The following is a 20,113-nucleotide window of genomic DNA, read 5'->3' as shown; positions in this document are numbered from 1 at the left end:
CTCCAGCGCCGATGGTACTGCACTCGTTAGGGTGTGGGAGAGTAGGTCGCCGCCGACATTTAACATTTCAAATGAGCCCCGCCTTCTGGCGGGGCTCATTTGTTTTTCTGCCCATCGTTGCAGATGGCTCCGACAGGATGGGCGTGGAGCGTGCCGGCCGTCCACCTCGGGGGTCGCTCATCCACAGATTCGCGGTCGGTCTCGTTCGGGAGCCGCCGGCCGCGCAGGCTGGACGGATCGGGCCCGCTCGGGCCGACCCACCAGCGAGGAGCAGCGATGAGCGCGATCTACCTGACGGTGCCGGGCCGCGTGGCCACGAAACCGGAGCGCCTGGCGTCGGGCAGCGTTGTCGGGGCGAAGTTCCGGATCGCCAGCACGGAGCGGTGGTTCGACCGTTCGTCCGATGCCTGGAACGTTGCGGAGCCCGTCTACCTCACCGTCACGTGCTGGCGGCAGCTGGCGGAGAGCGTTCTCACGTCGCTGCGCGTCGGGGATCCGGTGGTCGCGCACGGCAAGCTGGTGAACTCGCGTTTCGAGCGGGGTGGGCACGTCGAGTACCGGCTGGAGATGCGGGCCGACGCGGTAGGACCGGACCTGCGGTGGTCCACCGCGGTCGTCACCCGCACGCGTGCGGCGGCGGCAGAGTCGCCGCAGGAACCCGGGGCGCAAGGGACAGAAGTGGTGAGGGAGCCGGCGCCGGCGCCGGCCCGCGGAGAAGAGTCCGCCGAGCGGGCCGAGGGCGCCGAGCGCCGCAGCGTGCTCGCCGGTGAGGGCGCCGGGAGGGGCTGACCGGCCGGAACTACCATCATCGGCGTGGCGGAGTTCATCTACAGCATGCAGAAGGTCCGGAAGGCCCACGGCGACAAGGTCATCCTCGACAACGTGACGTTGAACTTCCTGCCCGGAGCGAAGATCGGCGTCGTCGGTCCGAACGGGGCCGGGAAGTCGACCGTACTGAAGATCATGGCCGGGCTGGAGCACCCGAACAACGGCGATGCGCTCCTCGCACCGGGTGCCACGGTCGGCATCCTGCAGCAGGAGCCGCCGTTGAACGAGGAGAAGACCGTCCTCGGCAACGTGGAGGAGGGCCTCGGGGAGATCAAGCGACAGCTCGACCGGTACAACGAGATCGCCGAGCAGATGGCCACGGACTACTCCGACGCGTTGATGGAGGAGATGGGCCAGCTCCAGGAGATCCTCGACCACAACGATGCCTGGGAGCTCGATTCTCAGCTCGACCAGGCCATGGACGCCCTGCGGTGCCCGCCGCCGGACTCCCCGGTCGCCCAGCTCTCCGGCGGCGAGCGCCGGCGCGTCGCGCTCTGCAAGCTGCTGCTGAGCAAGCCCGACCTCCTGCTGCTCGACGAGCCGACCAACCACCTCGACGCGGAGAGCGTGCTCTGGCTCGAGCAGCATCTCGCGAGCTACCCCGGCGCGATCCTGGCCGTCACGCACGACCGGTACTTCCTCGACAACGTCGCCCAGTGGATCATGGAACTGGACCGCGGCAAGGCCATCGGGTACGAGGGCAACTACTCCACCTACCTGGAGAAGAAGGCGGAGCGCGTCGCGGTGCAGGGCCGCAAGGACGCGAAGCTGCAGAAGCGGCTCACCGACGAGCTCGCGTGGGTGCGCTCGGGTGCGAAGGCGCGGCAGGCGAAGAGCCGGGCCCGGCTGGATCGGTACGAGGAGATGGCCGCCGAGGCGGAGAAGCACCGCAAGCTCGACTTCGAGGAGATCCAGATTCCGCCGGGCCCGAGGTTGGGCAACGTGGTGGTCGAGGTCGACCACCTCGACAAGGGTTTCGACGGGCGCGTCCTCATCAAGGACCTGTCGTTCTCGCTGCCGCGCAACGGCATCGTCGGTGTGATCGGGCCCAACGGGGTCGGCAAGACCACACTGTTCAAGACGATCGTCGGCCTGGAGGAGCCCGACTCCGGCACGGTCCGGGTCGGTGACACGGTGCTGCTGTCCTACGTCGACCAGAACCGCGCCGGCATCGACCCGAAGAAGAACGTGTGGGAGGTCGTCTCCGACGGGCTCGACTACATCAAGGTGGGCAACGTCGAGATGCCCTCGCGCGCCTACGTGGCGGCGTTCGGGTTCAAGGGGCCGGACCAGCAGAAGCCGGCGGGGGTGCTGTCCGGTGGTGAGCGGAACCGCCTGAACCTGGCGCTCACCCTGAAGCAGGGCGGCAACCTGATCCTGCTCGACGAGCCGACGAACGACCTGGACGTCGAGACCCTCGGATCGCTGGAGAACGCGCTCGAGCAGTTCCCCGGGTGCGCGGTCGTGATCTCCCACGACCGGTGGTTCCTCGACCGTGTCGTCACGCACATCCTCGCGTGGGAAGGCACCGACGAGAACCCGGCGGCATGGTTCTGGTTCGAGGGCAACTTCGAGGCGTACGAGCGCAACAAGATCGAACGGATGGGAGCGGAGGCCGCGCGACCGCACCGAGTGACGCACCGTAAGCTGACACGCGACTGAGAGCTATTGATCCCCCGGCCGGTGATCGGTCACGGCCCGGTGGGTGGATCCCAGCACTTCAGGAGGTCACGTGGGGTCGACGCGTGCCGGAGGCGTAGCTGCTGGCGGGCAGGCAGGACGGGGCGCGGACCTCGTCGCCGCGGCTGCCGCACTGCGGTGGGCTCGTCCCGATCTGACGGCGGCGCTCGCCGACCACGTCCTCGAGGAGGCGGCCGCGGCGGGCGAGCAGGAGCGATGGCTCACCGCCGCCGGGTGGTCCGTGCAGGCGCGGGCCACCGTCGGCGACGGCCGGGACATCGCGTGTGACGTGCTGGCCGGCCTGAGCCGCTGGGATACGTCCGCGCTGGAACTGCCCGCCGCCCGGCGCCTCCGGGTCGAGCTGGCGATGGTGGCGGCCGGCGCCGGTGAGGTCGAGGTCGCCCGGCAGCTCGTCGCCCCTGTGGTCGTCGAGTCCAGCGAGCTGGAGCTGCGCGCCGATCTCCTGTGCGTGCACGCCCGGTGCGCCGTGGAGGACGCGCCGGAGACTGCCACCGAGGTGGTCGGCGCCGCCGCGGCGGCCTGGGCGGCCGTCGAGGGGTCGAGCGGGGAGATCGGCGGCGCCTCCGTCGCGTTGATCGAAGCGGTTGTGGAGCGTCGCGCAGGGCGGCCGGCAGCGGCGGTCGAGCGCGCGAAGGACGGCCTGGCCCGCCTCGAGCGGGGCCGAGCCGGGGCCGGCACGCCGTCCGGGCACCTCGGAGCGGCGCTCGCCGCGGAGTGGCTTTCCGCGCTCCTGGATGCCGGGCGGGCCGCGGAGGCCCACGACGGATGCGGCGCACTGCTGCCACGCCTGTCCGAATGGTCCCGCCCCACCCGGCAGCTGGCGCTGCTGCGGCTCACCGTTGCCCGGGTGTTGGCCGCCCAGGACGCTGCCGCCGACACCGCGCAGCTGCTCGAGCAGGCGGCGGAGGACGCTGCCGGCAGCGGCGTGTCCGATCTCGAAGCGGTGTGCCGCACCGCGCTCGGTGCGCTCTACGAGAAGGCCGAGCAGCTCGACTCCGCGCTGGAGTCCCTCCAGCTCGCCGTCACCGCGGAGCGCCGCGATCGGGCCCGCGGGCGACGGTTCGCACAGGCCCTCGCCGAGCTGCCGGCCGCGGCCACAGCAGCGCCGGCAGCAGAGCCGACACCCGCCACCACCGCGGTGCCGAATCGCGCGGCTCCCGATGCGTCGGCCCCTGAGCCGGTGGCACGTTCCGCGGAACGCAGCAGGCGGCGCGCTCCCGATGATGTGGAGCGGACCAACGGCGTGCAGCGGTCCGACGACGCGGGCGCGAGCGAGGCCACGACCGTCCTGCCGGCGATCACCAGGAGCGACCGGAAGCTGGCCAGGAGCCGCTGGGAGGAGCTCCTGCGTGCCGAGGGTCGGGACGAGCCGCAGCCCGGTGCGTCCGACGAGGAGGGCGCGCAGGCGCAACCCGAGCCGCGGCCGGCGCGGTCCCGCTTCGAGCGGATGCTCGAGGGCGAGCCCGCCGACACCGAGGGTGCGCAGGGTGAGGCGCCGGACGCCGCAACCGGGTGGGGCGCGGTGTCCTGGAGCGGGTCGGCCGGGGAGTCGCCGATCGGCGACCTGCTGATCCGCAACCTTCGTGCCGAGCCCGGCGAGCCGGACACCGCCGGCGCACCTAACCACCGCAACGGCAAGGCCCACGGCGGACGTACGGCCGCAGACCCCACGGAGACCGAGGCCCCCCGGACGCGCCGCCGCCGGGACCGCGACACCACCGCCGAGCCGGGCAGTGCGTCGATCGGGTGGATGCCGTCGGTCGGCACCTCGCTACCGGACGAACGACCGAGCCGTGGCCGGCGCTCCCGCGGCCACGCCCGCCCGGACGATGCCCGCCCGGACGATGCGGGCGGCGTCGACCCGAGCCGGGAACGCGACGTCGAACCGACCGGCGGGGACCGCGTTCCCGAAGACCGGGACGCGCGGGCCGACGAGCGGGCCGCACAGCGGCGAGCGGACGCGAGATCACGACGTCGTGCCCGCGCGGCCGAGCGGAACGCGTCGGAGGAGCCTGGCGAGAGATCGTCCACGCGCGGCCGCCACGACCGGCCGGCACAGCCTGCGGACGAGGCCCCACCGCAGCGTCGGGACACCGAGGAGGACGCGCCGAGCGGCCGCTCGTCCCGGGCGCGGTCCCGTCGTCGCGTGGCGCCGGAGACTGCCGCTGCCGCCGGTGCCGTCTCCGCCACCGGTGCCACCGGTGCCGAGGAGGGCGACGCGATCCCCGTGAACGGGCGGCGGCATCGCGCGGACGACCCGTGGGCCACGGGGCGTTGGACGGTGAAGTCCGCTGATGAGCACGTAGCGCGGCCCGTGGCGGCCGAGGAGCCGGCTCCATCCACTCCGGAGCCCGATGGCTGGTTGCAGGCGGCGCTCGCCGACCTCGATCGCGTGCTGGGCAGCACCTCTGTCGTGCCGCGTCGGGATCAGGAGCCCGGACCCGATCGCGACGACGAGTGCTCGGTGGTCGTCGACATCGCTCGGGACGGGCGGCGCTTCGCCGGCCCGCGGGCCGGGACGGTGGTGCGGTCGGTCGCGGGCCGGCTCGAGGAGCACCTTCCGCCGGGGGCGGTGCAGAGCTTCGGTGACTCCGACACCCTGCTGATCCGCCGGCCCGGATGGGGGCGCGCGGAGGCCACCGAGTGGATGCACCGCACGCTCCCCGACCTGCTGCACGGGTTCGTGACCGAGGAGGACCTCCCCGGCGCCCAGCTGCGCGCGGCCGTCCACGACGCGGGCGGGCCGGTCGGGGCCCAGATCCTTCAGGACCTCTCGCGTGGCATCGGGCAGGTGCCCCTCCCGGGGAGCGAGCTCGGCACCCCGGGAGCGGAGCCCCGCAAGGCTTCGCACCCGGCTGACCGGCGGGACGCGCCGTACGGTGCCGGCCGGGCCGATCGCACCTCCCGACCCGAGCGCCAGGTTCGTCACGACGACCTGCGAGGGTGGCCGTGGGCGGGCGATGACACCGCGGACACGGCAGCGGACGTGCCGGAGGGCCTCGCCGCGACCACCGGCGACGTCCCGTGGGCGTCGGAGACGGGTGCGAGGTCCGACCGCGCCGCGACGGGCCGGCACGGGGCGGGAAGTCGCTCCGCCGCAGGGCCGACCGAGCCTCCCGTCGATACCGGCGTAGCGCGCAGCCGTCACGACAACGGCTCGAACGGTCGCCCGCGCACCGACTCAGGGTGGCGGGAAAACCGCGGGTCCGGCTCCGACGAGGCCGCGCAGGAGCCGCAGCGATCGGTCCGTGCGAGTCGCGCGGAACCGGAGGCGGGACGTGCCCGGCGCAGGAGCAGTGCCTTGGCGGCACCGTCCGGTCCGAGGGATCGGAACGGGGACGGCCCCGGCGATGCACCCGCCGTGCAGGAGCGGGAGCACGTCGCCGCTCGTGGCGTGGAGGAGGCAGGAGCGAACGGCTCCGGCGCTCGGCCCGCCGACGCGGCCGGGCCCGGCGCGAACGGCTCGGGGCGCAGCGAGAGCGAGGAGCGCGGCAGCGCGAACGGGTCCGGTACCCGCGCAACGGGCGCGAACGGTGCGACCGGGGCGGGCGTGAGCGCGGGGGGCACCACGGCGGCCAGGGAGGAGCCCGACACCGGCACCGGGGAGCCGGCCGAGGGCCTCGGGATCGCCGACCTGCTCGCCGGCGCGCTGGCGGCCTACCGCGGCATCTAGCGCGCGGACCACCTGCGTCGGCGGCCTGCGGTGCGGAGTCGTACGCCAGGGTCCCCGCAGCCGCGCCGACGTGCTTCTCGGGCGTCGTGATCGACACGAGCGGCGTGGGGGCGAGGGCGTTGCCGAATCGGGCCCGCGGATGCCGGATGGTGATCACTCCGAGAAGCACCTGACTGTCGACGCGACAGCGCCCACGCACTGCTCGGATCGATCACCGGGCTGTGATCGCTCCGACAAGTACGCCGTCGCGCCGACGCAGCCGCCGGGCGCTCGGAATCGTCCGTTCGGAGCGCCGTGGGGACCGTCCGGACCGCGTCGACTCCGTGCTGAGATCGCCGTCTCACACGCCCGCGGGCCCGTCTAGGGTGACGGCGAGCCTGCCGTACCGGCGGGTGACCCACGGCGACGGAACGAGGACGCCGCCGGCGAGATCCGGAGCTGCATTGTGACGAGCCGGACCCGGGAGTGGGCGGAACCGTCCGCGACCGATCCCGAGCTGACCGACCTGGGCGCGCTCTACGTGCGCCACGCCCCCGACCTCGAGCGAGCGGATCAACGGCCGCTGCTCCTGGCCGCTGCGCGGAGCCATATCCAGCTCGCCCGGGTGCGGGCGGCGGGCGAGGTCCTGATCCGGGTTCGTGAGCCGGAGGAGGGGACGGGGCCGGCCGGGCCGGTGGTCGAGATCGTCACCGACGACATGCCGTTCCTCGTCGAGTCGTTGCTGGCCGGTGTCTCCCGTGCCGGTGCCGAGGCGGAGCGGGTGATCCACCCGATCGTCGTGGTGCGCCGCAGCGCAGGCGGCGATCTCGTCGAGGTGCTCACCGAGGCCGATCCCGCGGCCCCTCCGCCCGACGCCCTCGTCGAGTCGTGGATCCACCTCGACCTGCTGCCCACCGATCTGCCCCGCGCCGAGCTGGAGCACAAGCTCACGCGGGTGCTGCGCGACGTCCGCGAGGTGGTCGAGGACTCCGAGCCGATGGTGCAGTGCGCGCGCAGGGTGGCAGGCGAGCTGCCGGACGGCTCCGCCGTGTCCGGCGACACGCGCCCGGCCGACGTCGCCGAGCTGCTGCGCTGGCTCGCGGATGGCCACTTCACGTTCCTGGGCTACCAGCACTACGGCGCCGTCGGCGGGCAGATGCGGCTCGAGCCGGAATCCGGGCTCGGCGTGCTGCGGGCCGGGTCGGCGCTCGCGGAGAAGTACGCGCCGCGCGTCGAGTCGGCCGATGGCACGAGCGATCTCCTGATCATGACGCGGGCCAGCGCGCCGAGCCCGTTGCGCCCGGTGCACCCGTACTACGTCGCGATCCGCGCGTTCGACGCGGCGGGCGCGCTCGTCGGTGAGCACCGGTTCCTGGGCCTGCTGACGGTGCCGGCGATGTACGAGAGCGTCCTGGACATCCCGGTCGTCGAGCGCCGGGTGCGCGACGCGATCCACCGGGCGGGTTTCCCCCTGGAGTCCTACTCGGGGCAGCAGATGCTCGAGGTGATCTCCGGGCTGCCGCGGGAGGAGCTGTTCGGTGCCGGGGAGCAGCGCCTGCACGACACCGCCGTCGGGGTGCTCGCGGTGGCCGGGCGCCGGGCCGTGCGGCTGTTCCTGCGCCCGGACCCGTACCGCCGGTTCATCTCCTGCCTCGTCTACGTGCCCCGCGACCGCTACGCCACGGACGCGCGCATCCGGATGTCCGACGTCCTGCAGCGCAGGCTCGGCGGACACGGCGCCGAGTTCACCGTGCGGCTGTCGGAGTCGAGCCTCGCGATGGTGCACTTCACCGTCCTGACCGATGCGGATGCGTCGGGTTACGGCGAGGTCGACGTCGCCGCGTTGCAGGACGAGCTGACCGAGGCCGCCCGGACGTGGGACGACCGGCTGCTCTCCCAACCCGACGCGGCAGGGATGGCGGCGCTGCTGCCCGGCGTGCCCGAGGCGTACAAGGCGGACGTCAAGCCGCAGCACGCCCTGGAGGACCTGCGGCGGATCGCGGCGCTGTCGGGGGAGGGGGCGTTCGACACCCGGATGTACCTCGCCGACGACGAGGAGCGGGAGCCGCGGTTCACCCTCTACCTCGCCGGCGCGCCGGTCACGCTCACCGCGGTGATGCCGCTGCTGCAGCAGCTCGGCGTCGACGTGCTGGACGAGCGCCCGTCGCAGTTCGTCCGGGCCGACGGGGTGCAGTGCTGGCTCTACGACTTCGGCCTGCGGGTCGACGAGACCACGCGGGCGGCGCTGGACGATCCGGCGGTCGAGGAATCGTTCGGGACCGCGTTCCGCGCGGCGTGGCGCGGTGACGCCGAGTCCGACCGGTTCTCCGCGCTGGTGCTGCGCGCCGGTCTGCCGTGGCGGGAGGCGGCGGTGCTGCGGGCGTACGCGCGCTACGCGCGGCAGCTCGGCAGCCCGTACGGGCCCCAGTACATGGCCAACACGCTGCTCGCGCACCCGTCGGTGGCCACGGCGCTGATGGCGCTGTTCCGGGCACGGTTCGACCCGGCCACCACGGAGCGGGAACAGGCGGTGGAGGCGGCGCTCGCGCAGGTGCGGGAACTGATCGACGCCGTCACGGGTCTGGACGCCGACCGCATCCTGCGGGGCTACCTGGCGATGATCACTGCCACGCTGCGCACCAACTGGTTCCGGGACCGTTCGTTCTTCTCGTTCAAGCTGGATCCGGCGCAGGTGCCGGGGATGCCGGCGCCGCGGCCGAAGTTCGAGATCTTCGTGTACTCGCCGCGCGTCGAGGGCGTGCACCTGCGGTTCGGGCCGGTGGCGCGCGGCGGCCTGCGATGGTCGGACCGGCCGCAGGACTACCGCACCGAGATCCTCGGCCTGGTCAAGGCGCAGGCCGTGAAGAACGCGGTGATCGTCCCGGTCGGGGCGAAGGGCGGGTTCGTCGTCCGGCGCGACGGCGCCGGTCCCGAAGAGGTCGAGTTCTGCTACCGCACCTTCATCTCCGGGCTGCTCGACATCACCGACAACCTCGACGGCAGCGAGACGGTGCCCCCGCCCGACGTCGTGCGCCACGACGCCGACGACTCCTACCTCGTGGTCGCCGCGGACAAGGGCACCGCGAAGTTCTCCGACACGGCCAACGACGTCGCGGCGTCCTACGGGTTCTGGCTGGGTGACGCGTTCGCGTCCGGTGGGTCGGTCGGCTACGACCACAAGGCCATGGGCATCACGGCCAAGGGCGCCTGGGAGAGCGTCAAGCGACACTTCCGCGAGCTGGGCGTCGACACCCAGACCGAGGAGTTCACCGTCGTCGGCGTCGGGGACATGTCCGGCGACGTCTTCGGCAACGGGATGCTGCTCTCCCGCCACATCCGGCTGCTCGCCGCGTTCGACCACCGGCACGTGTTCGTCGACCCCGATCCCGACGCTGCGGCGGGTTACGCCGAGCGGGAGCGGCTGTTCGCGCTGCCGCGCTCGTCCTGGGACGACTACGACCGCTCGGTGATCAGTGCCGGTGGCGGCGTGTGGCCGCGCACGGCGAAGTCGGTGCCGATCGGGCCGGAGATCCGCGCGGCCCTCGGGCTGGCCGACGACGTCGAGCGGCTGAGCCCGCCGGAGCTGATCGCGGCGATCCTGCGCGCGCCCGCGGACCTGTTGTGGAACGGCGGAATCGGCACCTACGTGAAGGCGTCGGACGAGACCGACGCCGACGCGGGCGACAAGGCCAACGACGCGGTGCGCGCCGACGCGTCGCAACTGCGGGTGAAGGTCGTCGGCGAGGGCGGCAACCTCGGTCTCACGGCGCGCGGGCGCATCGAGTTCGCCCGGCGCAGCGGGAAGATCAACACCGACGCGATCGACAACTCCGCCGGAGTCGACTGCTCCGACCACGAGGTCAACATCAAGATCCTGCTGGACCGCCTGGTCGCGGCGGGCGAGCTGGAGCGCGACGCACGCAACGCGGTCCTGCTGGAGATGACCGATGAGGTGGGCGCGCTCGTCCTCGCCGACAACCGCGACCAGAACGGCGTGCTGGGCATCGCGCGGGCGCACGCGCCGGCGATGGTCAGCGTGCAGGCCCGGCTCACCACCGACCTCGAGACGCGCCGCGGCCTCGACCGGCAGATCGAGGTGCTCCCGGACGCCGACGGCTTCGCCGCGCTGGAAGCCGCGGGCGCCGGTCTCACCAGCCCGGAGCTGGCCACGCTGCTCGCCCACACCAAGCTCGACCTCACCGCGCAGTTGCTGGCCACCGACCTGCCCGACGTCGCGGCGTTCGCCGCCCGCCTGCCGGAGTACTTCCCGCAGGAGGTGCGGGAACGCTTCGCCGGTGCCGTTCGGCAGCACCCGCTGCGCCGCGAGATCGTCACGACGCTGCTGGTCAACGAGATGGTCGACGGCGCCGGCATGACGTACGCGTTCCGGCTGGGGGAGGAGCTCTCGGCCACCCCCACCGACGCGATGCGCGCCTACGCCGTCACCACGGGGGTGTTCGAGCTGCCGGCGCTGTGGGAGGAGCTGCGCTCGCCGCGGATCCCCACCGAGGTGGCCGACGAGCTCGTGCTGGACTCGCGGCGCCTGCTCGACCGCGCGTCGCGCTGGTTCCTCACCAACCGGCCCCAACCGCTCGCCGTCGGGGCGGAGGTGAGCCGGTTCGCGGCCACGGTGCGCGAGCTGCGCGCCGCGCTGCCGGAGCTGATGCACGGCCGGGAACGGGCGAGCGTCGACATGCGGGCGGCGGAGCTGCGCTCGGCCGGCATCGAGCCCGAGGCGGCGATGCGCTCGGCCACGCTCGTCTACAGCTACGGGCTGCTCGACGTCGTCGAGCTCACGGAGCTTTCCGAGCGCGACCGGGAGGAACGGGAGCCGCGCGAGGTCGCGGCCCTGTACTTCGGGCTGTCCGAGCACCTGGGCCTGGACACGGCGCTCACCTCGGTCAGCGCGCTCGAGCGGGGCGACCGCTGGCACGCGCTCGCCCGGCTGGCCCTGCGCGACGACCTGTACGCGTCGCTGCGGGCGATCACCCTCGACGCGCTGCGCGAGGCCGGGCCGGGGACGTCGGTGGAGAAGGCCATCGCCCTCTGGGAGAAGGCCAACGCCTCCCGGCTCGTGCGTGCCCGGTCGGCGCTGCACGAGGTGGGCACGGCGGGCCAGCTGGACCTGGCCACGCTGTCGGTGATCTCACGCCAGCTGCGCGGCCTCGCCCGCTGAGGGCGCGACACGGACGCACCCCGGCCTCGACTCGCGTGCATGGGGCCCCGACTCGCGGGGGTGGGGCCCCGACTCGCGGAGGGGAACCCCACCCCCCCGCGAGTCGGGGCCCCCGCCGCGCGAGTCGGGGTTTCGGGGCGTGTGTGTCGCGGCGTGGGCGCGCAGGCCCTGGCGTCCCGGGCGCGGGCGGGGCTTGAGAGGGTGGGCGGTGTGGCCCCCTTCGTCGCGCAGGTTCCGGTCCGCTGGACCGACCAGGACGTCTATCGGCACGTGAACCACGCCGTCGCGGTCACGTTGCTCGAGGAGGCCCGCATCCAGCTCGTGTTCGACGCCGCGGGTGCCGAGGGGGTCGCCGGGTTCGCCGACGGGCTGCTCGTCACCGGGCTCTCCGTGGACTACAAGCGCCAGATCTCCTACCGCTCGCGGATGCTGCGCGTGACGATGACGGTGGACGCAGTGCGGGCGGCGACGTTCCGGATCCGGTACGCGATGCACGACGGGCCCGAGGCGGACGGCGCCGTCGCCGTCACGGCCGAGACGGCGCTCGCCGCCTTCGATCTGACGACTCAACGCCCGCGGCGGCTCACGGCCGACGAGCGGGCATTCCTGGGAAGGTGGACGGCATGACGCGGCTGACCGTGCCCGACCCGGACGAGCGGGGTGACCTCGGAGCGTTCGTGGCGCGGGTGGTGCGGCTCGACCAGGCGGCGATCGTGCGCCTGCAAGGTGGCGGCGACACGGTGACGGCGTGGGCGTCCACCCCGTTCGACGTGCTCGCCACCCGCACGGTGCACGGCGCGCTCGAGCCCGCCGACGTCACGGTGCCGGCCGCTGCCCTGCTCACCGCGCTCACGGTGGAACGGGCGGAGACGGTCGACCCGGGCGCGGGCGGGTTGTGGCAGGGCGAGTTGCCGCCGGCCGAGGGCTGGCAGCCGGTGGACGACGTCCCGGCCGCCGAGCTCGACGCCCTCACCGAACGCGGGCTCGCGGTCGCGCGGGAGAACGCCGGGCCGCTGGGCCCGCCGGCGTCGTTGCTGGACCAGACGGTGCTCACCGTGTCGGCCGGCGCGCGGCCGGCGGTGAAGGTGCCGCTGCGCTGCCTGTTCGCGCTGTCCGGCATGGGGTTCCTCGGCGAGGACGGCCCCGCCGTACGGGTGTCGGCCACCGGTACCTGGATGCGGCTGGACGCGCACTACGGCGCCGTGGTCCGCCGGCGGGTCACGGCCCTCCCCTTGCTGGTGGGCTGACCCCCAGGCGCGACACGTGTGCACCCGGACCCCGACTCGCGGGGGAGGGGGTTGTCAGGTGAGCCAGGTGGCCGTGTCCGGGGGGAGTTGGCCGTCCTCGAGCGGGCCGCTGGCCAGCAGGACCTCCCCGGGTGGGAGCGGCACCGGCTCGGTGGAGGTGTTCAGCGCGCACACCAGCGTGGTGCCGACGCGGCGGAACGCGAGGCAGCCCTGCGGGGCGCCGAACCACTCCAGCTCCGCGCCCTGGAAGCCCGGGTGGGACTTGCGCAGCTCGATGGCCCGGCGCACCAGCGACAGCGTCGAGCCGGTGTCCTCCAGCTGGTCGGCGGCGACGAGCCGGTCGAACTCGGCGGGTATCGGCAGCCAGGGGTCGCCCTCGGTGAACCCGTAGGTCGGGCCTGCGCCCTCCCAGGGCATCGGGACCCGGCAGCGGTCGCGTCCGCGCCGGGTGCGGCCGGAGCGTTCCCACACCGGGTCCTGGAGCGCCTCGTCGGGCAGTTCGACGTCGGGCAGCCCCAGCTCCTCGCCGTTGTAGAGGTAGATGACGCCCGGCAACGCCAGCTCCACCAGCGACATGGCCCGCGCGCGGGCGAGCCCGGTGGGGCCGCCGCCGTAGCGGCTGACGGGCCGGGAGACGTCGTGGTTGGACAGCGTCCAGGTCGGTGGGGCGCCCACCGCCGCGACCGCGGCGAGCGAGTGCTCGATCGCCGCGCGCACGGCGTCGGCCTCGAACGGGGCGCGCACGAGCCGGAAGTCGAAGCCCAGGTGCAGCTCGTCGGGGCGCACGTAGTGGGAGAAGCGCGTGTCGTCGCCGATCCAGACCTCGCCGACGACGAGCCGGCCCGGGTAGTGGTCGAGCACGCCGCGGATCATCCGGTGCACGTCGTGCACGCCGTCGTGGTCGAAGCGCGGGTCGGGCTCCGCGCCGGAGCCCTCCCAGCGCGCGTCGTCGCGCGCGCCGCCCCGGGGATCGCGCGTGTCGGGCAGGTCCGGCGGCTTGCTCATCCCGTGCGCGACGTCGATGCGGAACCCGTCGACACCGCGGTCCAGCCAGAACCGCAGCGTCTTCTCCAGATCGGCCCACACCTCCGGGTTCGTCCAGTTCAGATCGGGCTGTTCGGCGGCGAACAGGTGCAGGTACCACTCGCCCGCGCCGCCGTCCGGGTCCTGCACGCGGGTCCACGCGGGGCCCCCGAAGACGCTCTGCCAGTTGTTGGGCGGTGCGGCGCCGTTCGTGCCGGTGCCGCGGCGGAAGTGGTAGCGGGCCCGTTCCGGGCTGCCCGGCGCGGAGTCCAGGGCTGCGCGGAACCACTCGTGCTCGCTGGAGGTGTGGTTCGGGACGAGGTCGATCGTGACGCGCAGCCCGTGCTCGTGCGCGTCGGCGACGAGCCGGTCGAAGGTGGCGAGGTCACCGAAGACCGGGTCGACGTTGCGTGGATCGGCGACGTCGTAGCCGTGGTCGACCATGGGGGAGGTGTAGAAGGGCGTGAGCCACAACGCGTCGACGCCGAGCAGCTCCAGGTAGCCCAGCCGGGCCCGGATGCCCTCGAGGTCGCCGACACCGTCGCCGTCGCCGTCGGAGAAGGATCGGATGTAGATCTGGTACACCACGGCGTCGCGCCACCACTGCACACGCCAGATCTTGCCATCCCCGAGGACGCTGTGAGTGCCCTCGGTCACGGGCAGTAGCACGTTCGGGTGCACTTCCGGGTGGTGCTCCGGTTCGGCGCTCACTGCGCCGAACCGCGCCCGGTCAGAAGCTGCTGTTCACCATGCTCGCGGCCGCGTAGGTCATGTACTGCCACAGCTGGTCGCGGTGCGCGTCGTCCAGGCCCGCGTCGTCGACGGCCACGCGCATGCAGCGCAACCACGCGTCCCGCTCGATCGGCCCGACCTTGAACGGCGCGTGCCGCATCCGCAGCCGGGGGTGGCCCCGCTGGTCGGAGTAGGTGCGGGGGCCGCCCCAGTACTGCTCGAGGAACATCCGCAGCCGGACCTCGGCCGGGCCGAGGTCCTCCTCCGGGTAGAGCGGCCGCAGCACCTCGTCCTCGGCGACCTGCTCGTAGAACCGGCGCACGAGCTTCTCGAAGACCGGGGCGCCGCCCACCTCGGCGTAGAAGTTCTGGGGTTCGGTCACGCCTCCATCATCCCCCTTGCTACGCGCTGGACTGCGAGGTGGGGAACACCGTGGGCCGTGGCACGCCGGCGTCCTCGAGCGAGTCGGCGATCGCGGCGTTGAGGGCGCGCTGGACGGCGAACTGGTCGCCGGGCTTGACCTTGACGGTCAGCCGCAGCGTGACGCCCTCCGGCGCGACCCGGTCGACGCCCAGGACCTGCGGCGGCTCCAGCACCGAGTCGACGACGTCCTTGACGGCCACCCGATCGGTGACGGCGCGCTCCGCGAGGGCGGTGGCCAACGGGATGTCGGCTGTGTGCGCGAGCGGGACGTCGACGACGGCGACCGCGTAGCCCTGGCTCATGTTGCCCACGCGCAGGATCTCGCCGTTGCGGACGTACCAGACCGTGCCCTTGAGGTCGCGCAGCGTCGTTATCCGCAGGCCGACGGCCTCGACGACGCCGATCGCGTCGCCGAGGTCGACGATGTCACCGACCCCGTACTGGTCCTCGAGCAGCATGAACATGCCGGACAGGAAGTCGCGCACGAGGTTCTGCGCGCCGAAGCCGACCGCGACGCCGACGATGCCCGCCGACGCGAGGATGGGCCCCAGCGCCACGCCGAACTCGGCGAGCACCATGACCGCCGCGATGGTCAGCACGACGACCGAGCTGAGGGAGCGCAGCACCGAGCCGATCGTGCGGGCCCGTTGGGCGCGGCGTGGGGTGACGGGCGCGTTGCCGGCGGCGCGCAGCCGTGGTGTGCGGCCGATGAGCTTGGAGACGCGGGAGCTCGCGGCGCCCTCGACGACCTGGTTGATCGCCCGGTGGATGAGGTAGCGCGCGATGAGCGCGAACACCATGATCAGGGTGACGGACAGCGTCGTGGAGACGATCGTGTCCGCCGAGCGCGCCAGGAAGTCGCTGTTGGTCCACTGGTAGAAGCTGGCGCACCAGCTCCCCGCCTCCGCGGCGCAGGCGGGCTGGTCGGGGGAGATCATCACGGGGAGGGCGGCGTCGGGCGGGGGTACGGGGGTGGTCACGACAGCTCCAGACCGGTGTGGGCGGCGAGGAAGGCCAGCTGATCGACCGCCAGCGCGACGGTGCGCGACACCGAGCGGGCGCCGTGCCCGACGTCGGTCTCGCGGCGGATCAGGACGGGACGCGTCGTCGGGTCACCGGTGGTGGCGTGCTGCAGCGCCGCGCACATCTTGCGGGCGTGCAGCGGGTCGACCCGGGTGTCGGAGTCGAAGACGGTGAACAGCACCGCAGGGTAGGAGACCCCGTCCCGGACGTGGTGGTAGGGCGAGTAGGACAGTAGCCAGCCCAGCTCGTCGGGGTCGGCGGCAGTGCCGTACTCGTCGTTCCAGGTGCGGCCGAGGGAGAACTCCTCGTAGCGCACCATGTCCAGCAGCGGTGCCGAGCAGACGACGGCGCGGTAGAGCTCGGGGCGCTGGGTGAGTGCGGCGCCGACGAGCAGCCCGCCGTTCGACCCGCCCATGATCGCGAGCCGGTCGGCGGCGGTGTCGCCGGCGTCGATCAGCGCGGCGGCCGCGGCATGCAGGTCGTCGAACACGTGTTGCTTGTTCCCGCGGTTGCCGGCGAGATGCCATTCCTCACCCTCCTCGCCACCGCCGCGCAGCGACACCAGCGCGTACACGCCGCCGGCCGCCACCCAAGCGAGCGCCGAGGCGGTGTAGGCGGGCTCGCGGCTGATGCCGAAGCCGCCGTAGCCGGTGACGAGCGCGGGGCGCGCACCGCTCGCACCGGGCGGGGAGAGGACGAACATCCGCACCGTGGTGCCGTCGGCGGAGGTGAACTCGCGCTGCTCGCTGCGCACGGCGGGCACGTCGACCGCACCCGGTGCCGCCTCCTCCCGGACCGTCTCCCCGGTCGTCAGGTCGAAGCGGTGCACCTCGGGCGGGGTCACCAGATCGGTCCAGCCGAGCCAGAGGCGGCCCGCCTCGGCGGGGGTGTCCCGGTCGGCGACCGAGAACCCGAGCAGGGATCCGGTGCCGGGCAGCGGGACGGTGCCGCGCGGCGTGCCGTCGGCGGCGTCGTGCAGCGCCACCTCGGCCACCGCGTGCCGGGCGCGGGCGAGCGCCAGCAGCGCGCTCCCGTCGGGCGCCTCCAGCCGGCGCACGGCCTGCAGCACCGATCCCGGGTCCTGCGCCACGAGCTCGCGCCAGTGTTCCCGCTCGGGGGTGCGCGGGTCGGTGACGGCCAGCCGCCAGCGCGGTGCGGCGTCCGTGGTGTGCAGGTACAGCCGGCCGTCCCGCCCCACCCAGGCGTGGCACTGCACGTCGTCGGCCTGGGTGAGCACCGGGACCAGCTTGACGTCGGGCCCGCCCAGCTCGCCGATCCAGACGCTGTCGCGCCGGGCCGTGCCGATGTTGGCGGTGACGACCAGCCAGGCGCCGTCGCGGGAGACCTGCACGCCGTAGTAGGTGTGCTCGTCGTAGAGGCCGGGGCCGTCGACCAGCTCGTCGGCGTCGGCGGGGGAGCCGATCCGGTGACGCCAGATGCGCCGGTGGAACGCCTGCTGCCCGGGCGGGGCCGCGTCCTCGGCCACCATGCGGACGTAGACGAACTCCTCGCCCCCGGGCAGCCACGAGACGGCGGAGTAGCGGCAGCGGTCGATCGGCGCCTCGACGTCCTGCCCGGTGGCGACGTCGAGCACGTGCAGCACCGAGTGCTCGTCGCCGCCCGAGGAGAGCTGGTAGGCCAGCCGCCGCCCCTCGAGGTCGGGTACCCAGGAATCGAGCGTGGTCAGGCCGCTGGGGTCGAGGGCCATCGGATCGAGCAGCGCCCGCTCGGCACCGCCGGGCTCCCGCACGTACAGCACCGAGTGTTCCTGGCCGGGTTCGCGCCGGGTGGCGAACCGGCGGCCGGCCCGCCACAGCGGCGCCGACACCGAACCGGCCGACAGGAGCGCGGTGAGCGTGGCGGCCAGGCCGTCGCGGCCGGGGAGCTCGTCGAGGTGACCGCTGGTCAGCGCGTCCTGCGCCGCCGACCACTCCCGCGTGCGCGGGTCCTCGGGGTCCTCGAGCCAGCGGTACGGGTCGGCCACGCGGTGGCCGTGCAGGTCCTCGACGAGGTCCAGCCGCAGGGCGTCGGGGTAGGGGACGTTCACGCGAGCCGAGGTTACGTCACCCGGTCCGGTGGTCGTGGCGGCCCGCGCCGGACCGCCGACCCCCGCCGACGAACGGCGGTCGGTCGGCACCTAGCCGACGGGAGTGCCGTTCGTCGCGGGGGAGCGGCGGTCGGTGACGTGGGTGGGGACCTGCGCGTCCGCCTGCAGGGTCGGGCACGGCTCGGGGGTGCCGAACACCGTGTGCACCGGCAGCACGCCGGCCCAGCGGCCACCGGCGTCGACGTCGGCCTCGTCGTCGGCGGGCGGGCCGGTGCGGATCTTGACGCTGGCCTCGGTGAGGTCGAGGGCGAACACGGCGGTGGCGGCGAGCTCGCGCCGGTCGGGCTCGCGCGCGTGCTCCCACGACCCGGGCGAGAGCTGCTCGACGATCGCTCGCAGCGCGGCCAGGTGCTCGTCCTGGTCGGTGACGGGCCGGGCCGGGCCGAGGACGACCGCGCTGCGGTAGTTCATGGAGTGGTTGAACACGGAGCGGGCGTAGACGATCCCGTCGAGGTGGGTCACGGTCAGGCAGACGGGCGTGCCGTCGGCGATCCGGAGCCAGCCCGCGCCCGTGGAGCCGTGCACGTAGACGGTGTCGTCGATGCGCCCGTAACCGGTGGGGATCACGACGGGGGCACCGTCCCGGACGAGCCCGACGTGCGCGACGAGCCCTGCGTCGAGCACGGCGTGCAGGTCGGCGCGCTCAGTGCGGGCGCGCTCGCGATGGCGGGTGACGGTGGTGCGGTCGGTCGTCGAGAGGCTCACAGCATCATCGTCGCCGCTGAAGGTGGCATCGTGGTAGGGCCACTTCCGGTCAACTTGGGAAGGCCACTCGTGGATCTGCCGCCGCTGCCGCTCGACCGTGCCGCCGGGCGTCCCCTCGCCGCCCAGCTCGCCGACGCGCTGCGCGCCGCCACCACGGGAGGCGCGCTCCGGGCGGGTGACCGGCTCCCGTCCACGCGGGCGCTCGCCGCCACGCTCGGCGTGAGCCGCACCGTGACGGCCGCGGCGTACGACCAGTTGCTCGCCGAGGGGTGGGCGGAGGGACGGCGCGGGTCGGGCACGTTCGTCGTCGGTGCGCCGGCCGCGTCCCGCGCGGCCGTCCCCGCGGCGACCGCCGTCGCGCCGGAGCGGGACGGGGACCTGGTCGACCTCAGCGCCGGAACCCCCTGCCTCACGGTGCTGGACCGGGCCGCCTGGCGACGGGCGTGGCGCGCGGCCGCCGATCCCGCACCCGATGCCACGCCCGACCCGGTGGGGCTGCCGGAGTTCCGGTCGGTGGTCGTGGAGCACCTGCTGCGCCACCGCGGCCTGCCCGCCGACCCCGCCGGCGTGCTCGCCACGGCCGGGAGCACGGGCGCGATCGGCGAGGTGGCGCGCACCCTGCCCCCCGGTGCGCGGGTCGCGGTGGAGGAGCCGGGCTACCAGCGGGCCGTCGTGGCGTTGCGGGATGCGGGCCTGGACGTCGTCGGGGTGCCGGTCGACGGCGCCGGTCTGGTCGTGGAGGCGATCCCCACCGGGGTCGCGGCCGTGTACTGCACCCCGGCGCACCAGTACCCGCTGGGATCGCGCCTGTCGGCGAGGCGCCGGGTCGCCCTGGTGGAACGCGCTCGCGCCGAGGGTTTCCTTGTGCTGGAGGACGACTACGACGGCGAGCTGCGCTACGACGTGGCGCCGATGCCGTTGCTGGCCGCGCTCGGCCCGGACGTCGTGGCGCACCTGGGTACGGCGAGCAAGCTGCTCACCCCGACCCTCGGCGCCGGGTGGCTGGTCGCCCCGCCCGCCGTCCGCGCCGCGGTGCTGGCCGTGCGCACCCGCAGCGGCAGCAGGCCGGCGCCTGCGGGGCAGCGCGTCTTCGCCGCGTTCGGCGCGCACGGCGACCTGGCCCGCCACCTGCGGCGGCTGCGCCGCGAGCTCGCCGGGCGCCGCGCGGCCGTGGTCGCCGCGGTGCAGGCCGCCGGGCGGACGGTGCAGGGCGACGCCGCCGGTGCCCACGTCCTCGTCCCGTTGCCCGACGCGGCCACCGAACGTGCGGTCGTGGCCGCCGCCGCAGCGAGCGGGGTGGTGTTGGACGGCCTCGGGCGCCACCACAGCGCCTCGCCGGTACGGGCGGGGATCGTGCTCGGGTACGCGGGCCCCGGCAGCGCGGAGCTGGAGTGGGCGCTGCCTCTGGTCGCAGAGGCCCTCCGAACCTCGTGACGGGTCGTTGACGGCAACCGCGCCCGCGCCTAGGCTCCGCACATTGGTTGGACCAATGTCGG

At 73.9% G+C, this 20,113-nt stretch carries 12 protein-coding genes; 7 read left to right on the top strand and 5 right to left on the bottom strand.

Annotated features, from left to right (window positions below):
- Positions 1–276 precede the first annotated feature (276 nt).
- The 6 genes from CFP66_RS31315 (at position 277) to CFP66_RS31290 (ending at position 12,604) form a co-directional block, all read left to right on the top strand.
- Positions 277–789, top strand: a complete 513-nt coding sequence (locus CFP66_RS31315; protein WP_158228277.1) for a single-stranded DNA-binding protein — start codon at positions 277–279, stop codon at positions 787–789.
- 24 nt (positions 790–813) lie between these two features.
- Positions 814–2,490: an energy-dependent translational throttle protein EttA gene (gene ettA / locus CFP66_RS31310; RefSeq protein WP_094928809.1), complete on the top strand. Its 1,677-nt coding sequence runs from the start codon at positions 814–816 to the stop codon at positions 2,488–2,490.
- A 70-nt stretch (positions 2,491–2,560) separates the two neighbouring features.
- On the top strand, positions 2,561–6,202 hold the full coding sequence (locus CFP66_RS31305) for a hypothetical protein (protein ID WP_094928808.1): 3,642 nt from the start codon (positions 2,561–2,563) through the stop codon (positions 6,200–6,202).
- Positions 6,203–6,647: 445 nt separating this feature from the next.
- Positions 6,648–11,357, top strand: a complete 4,710-nt coding sequence (locus CFP66_RS31300; protein ID WP_233159868.1) for an NAD-glutamate dehydrogenase — start codon at positions 6,648–6,650, stop codon at positions 11,355–11,357.
- A 210-nt stretch (positions 11,358–11,567) separates the two neighbouring features.
- On the top strand, positions 11,568–11,984 hold the full coding sequence (locus CFP66_RS31295; protein ID WP_198961783.1) for a thioesterase family protein: 417 nt from the start codon (positions 11,568–11,570) through the stop codon (positions 11,982–11,984).
- On the top strand, positions 11,981–12,604 hold the full coding sequence (locus CFP66_RS31290; RefSeq protein ID WP_094928836.1) for a hypothetical protein: 624 nt from the start codon (positions 11,981–11,983) through the stop codon (positions 12,602–12,604). Before CFP66_RS31295 ends, CFP66_RS31290 begins: the two co-directional genes overlap by 4 nt.
- Before the next feature lie 54 nt (positions 12,605–12,658).
- Here the strand turns inward: CFP66_RS31290 and CFP66_RS31285 are convergent, their stop codons facing one another.
- The 5 genes from CFP66_RS31285 to CFP66_RS31265 all read right to left on the bottom strand — a co-directional run bounded on the left by CFP66_RS31285 (position 12,659) and on the right by CFP66_RS31265 (position 18,617).
- Positions 12,659–14,284 carry an alpha-amylase family glycosyl hydrolase gene (locus CFP66_RS31285; RefSeq protein WP_233159867.1) on the bottom strand — a complete coding sequence of 542 codons (1,626 nt, stop codon included), beginning with the start codon at positions 14,282–14,284 and terminating at the stop codon, positions 12,659–12,661.
- 73 nt (positions 14,285–14,357) lie between these two features.
- Positions 14,358–14,741, bottom strand: coding sequence for a globin (locus CFP66_RS31280; RefSeq protein WP_094928805.1), 384 nt, complete (start codon positions 14,739–14,741; stop codon positions 14,358–14,360).
- A 19-nt stretch (positions 14,742–14,760) separates the two neighbouring features.
- Positions 14,761–15,762 carry a mechanosensitive ion channel family protein gene (locus tag CFP66_RS31275; protein ID WP_233159866.1) on the bottom strand — a complete coding sequence of 334 codons (1,002 nt, stop codon included), beginning with the start codon at positions 15,760–15,762 and terminating at the stop codon, positions 14,761–14,763.
- Positions 15,759–17,852, bottom strand: a complete 2,094-nt coding sequence (locus CFP66_RS31270) for a prolyl oligopeptidase family protein (protein WP_094928833.1) — start codon at positions 17,850–17,852, stop codon at positions 15,759–15,761. Before CFP66_RS31270 ends, CFP66_RS31275 begins: the two co-directional genes overlap by 4 nt.
- A gap of 90 nt (positions 17,853–17,942) precedes the next feature.
- Positions 17,943–18,617 (bottom strand): pyridoxamine 5'-phosphate oxidase family protein, encoded by a 675-nt coding sequence (locus CFP66_RS31265; protein WP_094928804.1) that lies wholly within the window; start codon positions 18,615–18,617, stop codon positions 17,943–17,945.
- 69 nt (positions 18,618–18,686) lie between these two features.
- On the opposite strand from CFP66_RS31265, the gene CFP66_RS31260 reads away from it, so the two are divergent.
- Positions 18,687–20,051 carry a PLP-dependent aminotransferase family protein gene (locus tag CFP66_RS31260; RefSeq protein WP_233159865.1) on the top strand — a complete coding sequence of 455 codons (1,365 nt, stop codon included), beginning with the start codon at positions 18,687–18,689 and terminating at the stop codon, positions 20,049–20,051.
- Positions 20,052–20,113: the final 62 nt, after the last annotated feature.

The sequence above is a fragment of the Pseudonocardia sp. MH-G8 genome (assembly GCF_002262885.1).
Lineage (GTDB): Bacteria > Actinomycetota > Actinomycetes > Mycobacteriales > Pseudonocardiaceae > Pseudonocardia.
This window is presented reverse-complemented; position numbering and strand designations above follow the sequence as displayed.